At 56.2% G+C, this 12,115-nt stretch carries 8 protein-coding genes and 1 pseudogene; 6 read left to right on the top strand and 3 right to left on the bottom strand.

The window, feature by feature from the left end; genetic code table 11:
- Nucleotides 1-524 (top strand): annotated as a pseudogene (locus RSK20926_RS14905) (TRAP transporter large permease subunit); the annotation flags it as partial.
- Nucleotides 525-631: 107 nt separating this feature from the next.
- Here RSK20926_RS14905 and RSK20926_RS14900 read toward each other — a convergent pair.
- Both RSK20926_RS14900 and RSK20926_RS14895 read right to left on the bottom strand, forming a co-directional pair.
- Nucleotides 632-1,444, bottom strand: a complete 813-nt coding sequence (locus RSK20926_RS14900; RefSeq protein WP_008207927.1) for an SseB family protein — start codon at nucleotides 1,442-1,444, stop codon at nucleotides 632-634.
- A gap of 173 nt (nucleotides 1,445-1,617) precedes the next feature.
- On the bottom strand, nucleotides 1,618-2,232 hold the full coding sequence (locus tag RSK20926_RS14895) for a uracil-DNA glycosylase family protein (protein ID WP_008207926.1): 615 nt from the start codon (nucleotides 2,230-2,232) through the stop codon (nucleotides 1,618-1,620).
- A 395-nt stretch (nucleotides 2,233-2,627) separates the two neighbouring features.
- Here RSK20926_RS14895 and RSK20926_RS14890 point away from each other — a divergent pair, with 395 nt between their 5' ends.
- The 5 genes from RSK20926_RS14890 (at nucleotide 2,628) to RSK20926_RS14870 (ending at nucleotide 9,773) form a co-directional block, all read left to right on the top strand.
- The gene (locus RSK20926_RS14890; RefSeq protein ID WP_008207925.1) at nucleotides 2,628-4,676 is read left to right on the top strand and encodes a molybdopterin-dependent oxidoreductase; all 2,049 of its coding nucleotides are present in this window, start codon (nucleotides 2,628-2,630) and stop codon (nucleotides 4,674-4,676) included.
- A 371-nt stretch (nucleotides 4,677-5,047) separates the two neighbouring features.
- Nucleotides 5,048-5,707 (top strand): ABC transporter ATP-binding protein, encoded by a 660-nt coding sequence (locus tag RSK20926_RS14885; protein ID WP_008207924.1) that lies wholly within the window; start codon nucleotides 5,048-5,050, stop codon nucleotides 5,705-5,707.
- Nucleotides 5,685-7,415, top strand: coding sequence for a capsule polysaccharide transporter (locus tag RSK20926_RS14880; protein WP_008207923.1), 1,731 nt, complete (start codon nucleotides 5,685-5,687; stop codon nucleotides 7,413-7,415). The genes RSK20926_RS14885 and RSK20926_RS14880 overlap by 23 nt, the downstream gene beginning before the upstream one ends.
- 3 nt (nucleotides 7,416-7,418) lie before the next feature.
- Nucleotides 7,419-8,252 (top strand): 3-deoxy-8-phosphooctulonate synthase, encoded by an 834-nt coding sequence (gene kdsA / locus RSK20926_RS14875; RefSeq protein ID WP_008207922.1) that lies wholly within the window; start codon nucleotides 7,419-7,421, stop codon nucleotides 8,250-8,252.
- Between the two features lie 24 nt (nucleotides 8,253-8,276).
- Nucleotides 8,277-9,773, top strand: a complete 1,497-nt coding sequence (locus RSK20926_RS14870) for a phosphomannomutase/phosphoglucomutase (RefSeq protein WP_008207921.1) — start codon at nucleotides 8,277-8,279, stop codon at nucleotides 9,771-9,773.
- A gap of 252 nt (nucleotides 9,774-10,025) precedes the next feature.
- Here RSK20926_RS14870 and RSK20926_RS14865 read toward each other — a convergent pair whose 3' ends face one another.
- Entirely contained in the window at nucleotides 10,026-11,972 is a 1,947-nt protein-coding gene (locus RSK20926_RS14865; protein ID WP_008207920.1) for an AsmA family protein, read from the bottom strand.
- Nucleotides 11,973-12,115: the final 143 nt, after the last annotated feature.

Below are 12,115 nucleotides of genomic sequence, written 5' to 3'. Positions count from 1 at the left end.
TCGTCGACAGCGGTGGGCTTGCGGATGATATCGATAAGTTCTTCGCGCGGGCCGGTCTTCTTATCCTGTTCGAGGTTGCGCGTCGTGCGCTTGGCCCAGCAATGGCAATCATCGCTACGATCTTTCTGGCTTATGTCTTTTTTGGCTCCTCAGAAGATGTTCCAGAGGTTATCCGCTGGAAGGGTGCCAGCCTGAAAAAAGCCATGAGCCATATGTGGATTACCTCTGAGGGGGTCTTTGGTATCGCTGTGGGCGTTTCGACAAAATTTGTCTTTCTTTTTGTACTCTTCGGAGCACTTCTTGATAAAGCCGGGGCCGGGAACTACTTTATCAAAATGGCCTTTGGTGCCCTAGGGCACCTGAAAGGCGGGCCTGCGAAAGCGGCTGTTGTTGGCTCTGCTGCCACTGGTCTGATCTCGGGTTCCTCCATTGCCAATGTGGTCACAACAGGCACGTTCACCATTCCGCTGATGAAACGGGTTGGCTTCTCGTCAGAGCAGGCAGGGTCGGTTGAGGTTGCCTCTTGAGTGAACGGCCAGATCATGCCTGCGCAGTGCCGGGCCCAACGGGAAGAGGCCTGATCAAGGCCGATGACGGGCGGGAGCCCACCGAAGCCCAGAGGCGACACATATTATTTCAGGCGTGGGGGTTTCTCTGGATTGCTCCCGGGGATTTCGGGCTGGTAGATTTTCGGGGCTTCCGGCTGCGGCAAATCAAACTTTAGCCCAACCCTTGCCAAACTCTGCACGACAGGATCGCTCGCCTGAAAAAAGCCGACATCCAGCACCCCTGCCTCGATACCAGAAAAGACCAGCGCCTCGCTCACCGCTTTGGCCAGGGCAGTTTGCGCAGGCTTTTCTGCATCCACAAAGCCCAAGAGATGACCACTGCCCCCGCCTTCATAACGCAGTGCGACTAAATAAGCAGAGCTGGCCAGCCCCCCTGCGGTGGCCAGTTTCTGGTCCAGAGATTTCAGAAGAATGTCGGGCAGGCCCTTGGGTGGCAACAATTCTTCGACCTGCGCCTCCACCTCATCCGGTGCCGCTTCCAATGTTTCTTGCAACCAGCTTATTGCTTCTGCTGCCAAAAGAAACTCCGACGGAGCGACATTCAGGTTCAGGCCAAGACCAATTTCTTGTCCGGCCAGCATTTCAACCAACCCACGCCCAGAGAGCGCGGCGAAGTGGATCTCACGCCCTGAAAACTCTGCCAATCGCTCTTCGGTATCAAAGGCCAGAACAAATGTCCCTTCAGGGGTTTCCAGCAGCTCGGGCGAGATTTGCCCTCCCTCCGCCTCTGCACCAAGCATGAGAAAGAGCTCCGAATCCGCCAAACGCTCATAGAATTGCAGTCGCGCGTTGCCATCCTCAGGGTTTTGCTCCATCACAGCATGGGCCTGATCCAGCGGCGTTTCTGCCAGCCTGGCCGAGCGGTCCTCGGGCATATCTTGTGCTCCTCATCCTAGCATTCGCCACCTCAAGAGTTCGGCTGGCGCATTCTGCGCCCCTGCTATCATTCGCCCAGGGTAAGGGCCAGTGTCAGACATCAGTTGACCTCAGCCTTTGCACTAACTGCCGCTGGTCACTGCCCTCAACAAAGACGCCAACAGAGACAGCTTCACCCCCAGTCCGACAGGACCTGCCTTACTCTTTTTTGCAAAACCGGCAACAGCTCTTCCTCGAACCAGGGGTTTTTCTTCAGCCAGCCGGTATTCCGCCAGGAGGGATGAGGCAGAGGGAACACCCCCTCTGGGGCATTGCGCCAGCTCGCGACACAGTCTGTGACAGATTGCTTGGTTCCCAAATGCCATTTTTGCGCATACCCACCCACAAGGAGTTTCAGCCGAAGATTTGGCATCTCTTGCATCACCTGCGCATGCCAGGTGCGCGCACAAAGAGGCGGCGGAGGCAGATCACTCCCCTTGGCATTGTAGCCAGGAAAGCAAAAGGCCAGCGGCAGGACCGCCACTTTTTTTAGATCATAGAACTCTGCATCACTTACCCCCATCCATTGACGCAACCGTTCTCCTGACGGGTCGGTAAAGGGTTTGCCCGAGGCATGAACACGCGCGCCCGGAGCCTGCCCAGACACCAGAATGCTTGCCGTTGAAGAAAGCCAGACAACCGGCCTCGGCTCATGTGCAGAATGCGTTGCGGCAAAGCGGCTTTGACAAAGGCGACAGGAGGATATGCTTTGGGACAAGTCTTTCAGCGACTTTCTGAGCTGTTGCATTGCTACCCATCCCTAGTATTGCGCCACATTCCTGCAACTCTATTCCAGCCGTTTTTCATTAATTCACCTGCCGCAAATCGCCCCACGATCTAAGACAAGTCATGGACCACAGGCAGATACAGGGGCTAAGCCGATCTATAGCCTAAACGGTTTCCAATCCGAAATCTCCACATCGCCAGCCTAACGGTTTTCAAATCTCTGTGCTCAGACAAACGATACCGGGTTGAATCAATGGCAATTGGGTAAGACCCCGCAACCTCTGGGCACTGACCCTTCCCTACTCTCGACCTCGCATTCGAACAAGAATTGGTCTGGTCATATCGCCCCATTTTGGAACTTAATGGGACTGTACCAACCGGGTAGCCTGCAACAAAGCCAACAGCACGAGACCCGCAATGAACGCTCATGAAACCACCCAGGTCCTACCCACCGTCTGTCCCTTGGACTGTCCCGACACCTGCAGCCTGAATGCAACCATCAGCAATGGTAAGGTAACCGCAGTCAAAGGGTCGGCGGCCAACCCCTTTACCAACGGTGTCATTTGCAACAAGGTTGCCCGCTACTACCCGGACTTTGTCCATGGCGAAACACGTCTGCACACCCCATTAAAGCGAACAGGCCCGCGTGGCTCAGGCGCGTTCACACCGATTTCCTGGGACGAAGCGATAGAAGTCGTTTACCACGGCTTTCGCAATGCGATCGATCGCTACGGCCCAGAAAGCATCCTTCCCTTCAACTATGCCGGCCCGCATGGGGAACTGGCAGGCGGATCAATGGATCGGCGCTTTTTCTATCAGATGGGCGCCACCCTCCTGGATCGAGGCCCGCTCTGCGGTGGCGTAAGGGGGGCAGCCTATGCCAGCCTCTTCGGGGGAGCGCCTGGTATGCCGCCAATGCAGGTGCTGCAATCAGACCTTGTCCTAGTCTGGGGCAACAACGTCACGGTCTCCAACCTGCATCTTGCGCCGCTGTTGAAAAAGATGCGCGCCCAGGGGGGGCAACTGGTCATCATCGACCCCAAGCGCATCAAAATCGCAGAGCAATGCGACATGCATGTCCAGATCAAGCCCGGTAGCGACGTTGTCCTGGCCATGGGGCTTGCGGCTGAACTGGAACAGCGTGGTGCACTGGACCTCAGTTTCATCGACAAATGGGTCACCGGGTTTGACGCATATATGGCACAGGCCCGACAATACAGCAGCGACGTGGTCGTTGAGCGCTGTGGCATCACCCCTGCGCAGTTTGACACCTTGTGCGACCTGATCGTCAGCGCCGAAAACATGGCCTGCAACTTTGGCAATGGCATCGAGCGGGGCCGCTCCGGCGGATCCGGACTGAGGGCAGCGATGGCCCTGCCCGCTTTGACAGGACACCATGGGCGTCCAGGTGCTGGCGTTTTGGCAAAATCGGGCGGCGCAACGCCGAAGACAACCGATCGGTTGCAGCAAAGCCAATTGATCAAGCCTGGTACAAGGGTTTTCAATATTGTTGATCTTGCGGACAAGCTAAAGGACCAAAGCCTACAGCCTCCAATCAAGGCGGCTATGATCTATAACCACAATCCCGTCGCAACCCACCCTGACCAAAAGAACCTGGTCAAGGCCTTGAAGCAAGAAGACCTTTTCCTCGTCGGGTGTGATGTGGCGATGACAGATAGTATGGCGCTCTGCGATATCATTCTTCCTGCCTCCAGTCATTTCGAACATGCAGATATCTACGGCGCTTACGGGCAGAACTACCTGCAGCGGGCGGAACCCGTGCTCCCTCCTGTTGGAGAGAGCCTCCCCAATACGGAGATCTTCCGGCGTCTTGCGGCCCGGTTTGGCTATGAGGGGGAAATCTTCACGGCCAGCGACAGAGATCTGATGGATCAAGCCATTGATCCCAACCATCCGCAACTGGAGGGGCGCCGACCCAGCGAGATCCCACTGGACCAGGCTATTGAGATGCGTGCAACAGATGGCGAGAGCCTGGTCCTCTGCGCAAATGTCATGCCTGATACAGCCTCTGGCAAGATTGAGCTTTTCAGCCAGGATCTGGAAGATCAATTTGGGTTTGGTGTCCCGCGCCATGCCCCGGTCGCGCAGGACCTTCCCTTTACTCTGATCACGCCCAGTTCTGACAAGCGCATCAATGCGACCTTTGGCGGTCACCTGGTTTCACGCGGGTTGGAGAAACTGACCATGCACCCCTCGGACGCCAAGGCAACGGGCCTGCAAGATGGGGAGACTGTCCTTGTCTGGAACAATCGCGGTGAGGTTCAGCTGCAGCTCGAGATCTCTGATACAACCCGCCCAGGTGTGCTCTACTCTCCAAAGGGGACCTGGTGCGTCACCTCGCCAACGGGGCAAACCGTGAATGCCCTGATACCCGCTGATATCCGCACAGATATCGCCGATGGCGCCTGCTATCATGAGACCTTTGTGGACCTGCGCCGCATCTGAGCGCGGGCGCAATTCGCCAAGACCGCTTTCTTAGGAAGCACCCCTACTGGACGTACAGGTCAAATCTGTAGGTCTTTTTTCTTTTCCTGATTTCATCTGGAAAACTTGTCAGGATTTTCGAGGCCATCACCAGGACCCGGATCAGGCACTGTGCACGGGTCCAACACTCAGATATTGGCCGAAAGCCGGATCATTTGGTAAATGAACATTGAACAAATTGCACACAATTCGACATAATAATGCCCAAGTGCAAGGCCATACCCTTAACAATCATAAGGTATTCATACGTCAAACTCTGGTCTCAAAAGCCAAAAACACCTAACAACGAACCGCCGAACCAACAGCCCCAGAAGACAGCACCGGAACAAGCGATGCTTGAATTTGACAACGTCAGCAAGTCCTATTGGACAGGAACACAACGCAAGGTCATTCTTGATCGTGTGTCCTTCCGTGTTGAGCTGGGCAGATCGATCGGCATTTTGGCCCAAAACGGCACCGGTAAGACAACCCTGGTGAACATGATGGCCGGGCTGGAGAAACCGGATGAAGGCGAGATCAATCGCAGCTGCAAGATCTCTTTTCCCCTCGGTTTCATGGGCGGGGTGATCAACCGTCTTTCGGCCCAGGCCAACTGCAGATATATCGCCAACCTCTATGGGCTGGACCCGGACTATGTCGAAGCCTACTGCCAATGGCTTTGCGGGCTCGGAGAGTATTTCACCCAGCCGCTTGGGACCTATTCCGCAGGGATGAAATCCCGGTTCAGTTTTTCGCTGATGCTTGCCCTGGATTTTGACATTTATCTGATTGATGAAGGCATGCCCAGTACAACTGATGTTGAGTTCAACAAGAAAGCCGGTACGATTTTGCAGGAACGCCTGCAAACGACAACAATCGTGATTGTCTCGCACCAGCCCAAAACTCTCGAGAAATTTGCCCGCTCAGCCGCCGTGCTGCAAGATGGGCATCTACATATGTTTGACACCTTGGAAGAAGCGAAACAGCTCTATGACTACCAAACCCAAGGCTAAGAAGTTTCGCATCCGCAGAAACACGGCTGCTGAGCCTTTGGCCAGTCGACCTGCAACTGCGCGGCCCGTTCCTGGCCCGGCACCTCAGAGCGACGCAACAGAGGGCTCCGCCCCTTCCGCGTCTCAGGTGCCCCCACAAACAGCCACCGGCCCCGCGCCAGCGCAGACCAGCGCAGACGCGCCCCTTTCCGAGGCAAGCGCGCAGGCTTCTAAGAAAAGCAAGTTGATGCAGGGTCAGGTCAGCTCTGCCAAAGAAACCTCTATGGAAACGGATATCGAAAAGATCCGCCAAGAGGGTCTGACCGGTCGCCAGCTGCGTATCGCTCGCAGGATGGCGCAGAAACACGATCTTGCGGCGACCTCTGATTTCGATGCGATCCGGCTGTTGCGGCAAAAAGGCATTGATCCGCTGAAGCGCGTCAACATGCTGGAGCTGGTCGTCCCGCAAAACAAGGCCCTTCCACAGGGAATTCCCGGTGCTGGCAGCAAGGTTCAGTTGCCGCAAACCATTCCCGCGTCCCAGGCCTCTCTCCCCTCTACCGAGATCAGCCCGGCAGAACGGCGCAATCGCGAAATCCGTGAAATTCAACTTGATATTTCACGCCGCCGCCGCCGTAAGCTGATATTGCTCTTGGGGCGCTTGGCCTTCTTTGTGATGCTGCCAACTCTCATCACTGGCTATTTTTTCTATGTGGTCGCCACCCCCATGTATGCGACCAAATCTGAATTCCTGGTCCTCAAAGCTGACAGTGCCGGCGGTGGTGGCCTCGGCGGACTGTTGAGTGGTACGCAATTTGCCACCAGTCAGGATTCGATCGCAGTCCAGAGCTATCTGCAATCAAAAGGCGCAATGTTGAAGCTGGATGAGGATATGGGATTTATCTCTCATTTCTCCCAGGATTGGATTGACCCCATTCAACGACTGGATCCCGCTTCAACAAATGAAGAAGCTTTCAAGACCTACTCAAGAAACGTGAAAATCGGCTACGACCCGACCGAAGGCGTGATCCGCATGGAGGTGTCAGCCGCGGACCCCGCAGTCTCAGCCGAGTTTTCTCGCCGTCTGATTTCCTATGCCCAGGCCGAGGTCAACCAACTGTCCGAGCAGAAACGCGACGACCAGGTCGGCGAGGCTGAAGCCGCGTTGGAGCTGGCTGAAAACAAACGCCGCGTTGCGCAGGAACGACTGGTTCGCTTGCAACAAGACGGTCAGGTGCTCGACCCTGAAGGCGTCATCGTCTCACTGCGGTCCCAGATTGGCACTTTTGAAGTTCAGCTTCAGCAAAAGGAGCTGGAGTTGGCCGCCCTGCAGGACAACCTGCGCCCCAACAGAGCCAAGGTGGATGGCGTTCAAGCTGATATCGACAGGCTGCGCGCCGTCATTCAGCGGCTCAACGCTCGCATGACAGATGCCTCGGCAGGCGAAAACTCGCTTGCCAATCATCGGGTGCAGATTCAGATGGCACAAGCGGATCTTGCGACCCGCGACATGATGCTGCAATCCGCTTTGCAGCAAGTAGAAACCACCCGGATGGAGGCCAATCGTCAGGTGCGCTATCTTACCACTGCGGTAGAGCCTGTTGCCAGCCAGGAACCCAGCTATCCGCGTAAGTTTGAAAATACGATTTTGGCATTCCTGATCTTTTCCGGTATCTACCTGCTGTGCTCACTCACAGCCTCTATTCTCCGGGAACAGGTCTCTTCTTAAGCCATGAAAAACATTCAAATCGCCGACCTCACCATTGGCAATGACCGTCCGCTGACCGTCATCGCAGGCCCCTGCCAGTTGGAAAGCGCTGATCACGCGCAGATGATTGCTGGCACGCTCAAGGAAGCCTGCGAAAAGGCCGGCGCGCAATATGTCTTTAAGGCCTCTTATGACAAGGCCAACCGGACCTCTCTTTCCGGCAAGCGCGGCATGGGGATTGATGCGGGCCTCAAGGTGCTGGATGGCATCCGCAAGGAATTTGGTGTGCCGGTTCTGACAGATGTCCATTCCGAGGCCCAATGCGCCCTTGCTGCCGAAGCTGCGGATATTCTGCAGGTTCCAGCCTTCCTGTGCCGCCAGACAGACATGCTCCTGGCCGCTGGCAACACCGGCGCGGTCATCAATGTCAAAAAGGGTCAGTTTCTGGCCCCTTGGGAGATGGAAAACATCGTCACCAAGATTGCCAGCACAGGCAATGACAAGATCATGCTGACCGAACGTGGTGCCTCTTTTGGCTATAATACCCTGGTTGCGGATATGCGATCGCTGCCAATCATGGCACAGACCGGCTGCCCGGTGGTTATGGATGCCACCCATTCGGTACAACAGCCTGGCGGGCGTGGTGGCTCCTCTGGTGGGCAACGTGAGTTTGCCCCGGTGATGGCGCGGGCTGCTGCGGCAATCGGTGTAGCCGCTATCTTTATGGAAACGCACCAGGACCCAGACAATGCCCCATGCGACGGTCCAAACATGATCTATCTGGATCAGATGCCCAAGCTGATCGACACATTGATGGCTTTCGACAGGCTCGCAAAAGCTGACCCAGTTGTAATTTAACTTTTCCCAAAAACGAGATTTTCGATGAAAAAGCCTATTTCCCCGGTGACACCCAACACCTGGAATTTTCTGCGCGATCCCATGATTACCCCAACAGGTTTCCGGGAATACGACGCGCGCTGGAAATACCCGGAAGAGATCAACCTGCCCGGCATGACCGCTCTGGGCCTCGGGCTCGGCACCCAGATGCACAAACGCGGCATTGAACCGGTGATTGCGGTGGCCAATGACTACCGCGACTATTCGCTGGCGATCAAACAGGCGGTGATCCTCGGGTTGATGCAGGCAGGAATCCAGGTCAAGGATATCGGTCCTGCGGTTTCGCCCATGGCCTATTTTGCCCAATTCCACCTTGATGTGCCGGCCGTGGCCATGATCACCGCCAGCCACAACCCCAATGGCTGGACCGGAGTCAAGATGGGCTTTGACCGCCCATTGACCCATGGTCCGGACGAGATGTCAGAGCTGCGCGACATTGTGCTCAATGGCGAAGGCGTTGTCCGTCCTGGCGGCTCTTATGAATTTGTCGAGGGTGTCAAAGAGGCCTATCTTGATGACCTCGTGGGTGATTTCAAGATGACCCGCAAGCTCAAGGTGGTCTGTGCAACAGGCAATGGCACCGCCTCAGCCTTTGGCCCGGAACTGTTCGAGCGTATCGGTGTCGAGGTTGTCCCGTCTCACAACGAGCTGGACTATACCTTCCCGCATTACAACCCCAACCCCGAAGCCATGGAAATGCTGCATGACATGGCCGACAGCGTCAAAGCCTCTGGCGCTGATATGGCGTTGGGCTTTGACGGAGATGGCGACCGATGCGGCGTGGTGGACGACGAGGGCGAAGAGATCTTTGCCGACAAGGTCGGCGTCATCATGGCCCGTGACCTGTCGAAGATCTATCCGAACTCCACTTTTGTCGCTGACGTGAAGTCCACCGGTCTGTTTGCAAGCGACCCCGAGCTGCAAAAGAACGGTGTCACAGCTGACTATTGGAAGACCGGCCACAGCCACATGAAACGCCGCGTGAAAGAAATCGGTGCCTTAGCTGGCTTTGAAAAATCCGGTCACTACTTCCTCGCGGAACCCGTGGGTCGCGGCTATGACTGCGGCATGCGCGTTGCGGTCGAGATCTGCAAGCTGATGGACCGCAACCCGGACATGAAGATGTCGGACCTGCGCAAAGCCCTGCCCAAGACCTGGTCGACCCCAACCATGTCTCCCTATTGTGCCGACACTGAAAAATATGACGTGCTGGAACGTCTGGTGGCCAAGTTGGTTGCCAAACACGAAGCCGGTGAGCAACTCGCTGGGCGGCCTATCAAGGAGGTTGTCACCGTCAATGGCGCCAGAGTTATTCTGGACAATGGCAGCTGGGGTTTGGTGCGCGCCTCATCCAATACTCCCAATCTGGTGGTGGTCTGTGAAAGCTCTGAGAGTGAAGCAGAAATGCGCGCCATCTTTGCAGGGATTGATGAAGTCATCCGCACGGAGCCTCTGGTCGGAGACTATGATCAGACCATTTGATCGCGGTGCCTTCTGCTCTCTATGTCTAAGGTCTTTCGCCTGCTGACGCAGGCGACCCGCGCCCGCCTTCGGCGGGCGCTTTCGTATCTGGAGAAGCCATATCCTAGTTCCAGCCGCCTTGTATCCTGATGCCCACAGGACATCTGTGGAGACTTTCTGGTCCCAAGTTTTGAGTGCAAATCGCAAAACCTGTCTAAAGGTCGAACCAGATGCCTTGCCTCAGATCTGAGGCATCCCTCGTTGACCCAAACCTCAATTCCCCTGCAGGAATTTCAAAAGCTGATCCTTGGCTTCCTGTTCGATCCGGTCGCGAATAACCTCGTTCAAGTCCTGTTCTGGGGTGATCTCTGCATCCAGCTCTTCACCCAGCTCTTGCAGCGCGCGCTCCTTCAGCTGGTCTTCCAGTGCATCGATTTCCGGTTGTAGCGCCTGCTGCAGATCGGGGCGGATCTTGGGGTCAGACCAGGGCCCGGTGATCGCAACCGGAATGGACAGAACGCGCCCCTGCCCCGATGCACCAAGAGAAGGCGTAAAGAGATAGTCCAGATCCTGTGCGCCAATACCGACGCGCCCCTTGCCATCCGCTCGAATGCCCTTGAGGGTTACCAAGAGATCTGGGTTCTGCAGATTGCCCTGCTCAATAGCAAAGCTGCCACTGAGCTGATCAAAAACCGTGCTGCCTCCGTTGCCTTTGCCAGAACGCATCAGCCCCTCTAGGTCAAAACCTGAAAAGAACCCGCGCCCCACTTCCAGCCAACCTTTGCCAGACAGTGAACGCATGAGCGCATCAACCGAGCTGCCCGAGGCCAGTAACTCAAACTCTCCCAGAGCCTCACCATTCAAACGATCATAGCCAGCACTTTGTGACAGTGCCTGTCCCAGGTGGATGTCGCGGAAAGTCAGCTTACCACCGGTGGAAAAGCCACTGCGGTTGTTGGCAACCAGCTGCCCCTGCAAAGTGCCGCCAAAAACCCTGGCGGGCTGCAATTCCAAGACTGCTCGAGACCGGTCCAGCTTCAGGGAAAACTGGCTGGCGCCGAGCTCATAACCCTGGGCCTTCATGCTGTTGAAACTCAAGATTGCGGTTCCATTGGCAAGCGCCAGTGGCGAGGCATCAAAGGCCTCCTTTGACCAGCCTGCAGCCTGGCTGCTGGCTGCGGCATCCGGTTCCGCAGCAGCACTTCCCGCGTCAACCAGATTACCAAAATCAAGGTCATCCGCATTCAGCTGCACAGTAAACTGGAGCGGCTCTGTTGTTGCCAGATCCAAAGCCCCCTCAAGCTGATTGCCATCCAGATCCAGTGCCATATCCCGCAGGGCAAGGCGCCCGTCGGTGGTATAGGTCATATCAGCACCCAAAGTGATGCTCTGCCCCAAACCCGCAGGCAGTGCCACATCAGATAGGCCGAGGATCGATAGGAAACGGGCTGTGTCGCTGGTCTTGGCCGTCATGCGACCCGTAGCCGCCCCATTGAGGTCCGCCCGCCCATCGAAACGCATAAAGCCGCCTGTTGCATCAACCGAGGCGCCCATAGAGACCACATCACCTGCCAGAAACCTGGAGAAGGTGCCGATCTCAGCCGCGATATTCACCGGCTCGCCCGCTGGGCGCAGAACCAGATCCATATTTACGGTGCCACTTGGATCCGGCCATTTCAGGCTCATATCGATTGATCTCATCTCAATCGCGGCGCCCTCGCGCGGTTGATAACGCAGAGCTGCCCCGGTGAGAGTGAGTTTCTCGATCGCAACCGGCAGAACCGCATCCTTGTTCTCTTCAGGCACGGCTTCGGGGTTTCCGCCACTTTCCCCTTCAGTGGTCAAAACCCAATTGCCCAGCCCATCTTCACGTTCGGAGAGGTTGAGCCGTGGTAAGAGGGCCGAAACCTCAGTCACTCTCAGCTTGCCGCGCAACAGATCGGAGGCAGAGATGCCAATCGACAGGCGCTGTGCAGTCAACATCGGCTCTGGTCCGGCCCAATCCGCATTGGAGAGGCTGACCCCATCGGATTTGATCCCCAGAACCGGCCAGATGGTGAATTTCACCTTGCCACCAAAGCTCAGCTTGCGGCCGGTCTGGGCTTCGATCTGCGCTGCCGCGAGTGCGGCAACCTTCTCACCGGGAAGGACAAAGAGAAGCCCCAGCATCAAGGAGATAACGATCACCACAACGCTCAACAAACGCAACAAAAAACGCATCACCTGCTCCTGCCCTTTGATTTAACGCTAGAATACCGAATGGGCCGCACGGCGCAATGCGTCAGAGGTGTTTGTGTCTCGGCTTTATGACAAGGGTCTATTGGCACCCGAAGGAAGGTCCAGATCGCAAGCTCAGATTGTTT

The sequence above is a fragment of the Roseobacter sp. SK209-2-6 genome (assembly GCF_000169455.1).
Lineage (GTDB): Bacteria > Pseudomonadota > Alphaproteobacteria > Rhodobacterales > Rhodobacteraceae > Pseudophaeobacter.
The sequence above is the reverse complement of the archived record's forward strand: the minus strand, read 5'-3'. Positions and strand labels throughout refer to the sequence as shown.

Coding starts and splice junctions, on each gene's coding strand:
- RSK20926_RS14900 (WP_008207927.1), bottom strand. CDS start 1,444: ATGCCCGAGGACCGCTCGGCCAGGCTGGCAGAAACGCCGCTGGATCAG.
- RSK20926_RS14895 (WP_008207926.1), bottom strand. CDS start 2,232: ATGCAACAGCTCAGAAAGTCGCTGAAAGACTTGTCCCAAAGCATATCC.
- RSK20926_RS14890 (WP_008207925.1), top strand. CDS start 2,628: ATGAACGCTCATGAAACCACCCAGGTCCTACCCACCGTCTGTCCCTTG.
- RSK20926_RS14885 (WP_008207924.1), top strand. CDS start 5,048: ATGCTTGAATTTGACAACGTCAGCAAGTCCTATTGGACAGGAACACAA.
- RSK20926_RS14880 (WP_008207923.1), top strand. CDS start 5,685: ATGACTACCAAACCCAAGGCTAAGAAGTTTCGCATCCGCAGAAACACG.
- kdsA (WP_008207922.1), top strand. CDS start 7,419: ATGAAAAACATTCAAATCGCCGACCTCACCATTGGCAATGACCGTCCG.
- RSK20926_RS14870 (WP_008207921.1), top strand. CDS start 8,277: ATGAAAAAGCCTATTTCCCCGGTGACACCCAACACCTGGAATTTTCTG.
- RSK20926_RS14865 (WP_008207920.1), bottom strand. CDS start 11,972: ATGCGTTTTTTGTTGCGTTTGTTGAGCGTTGTGGTGATCGTTATCTCC.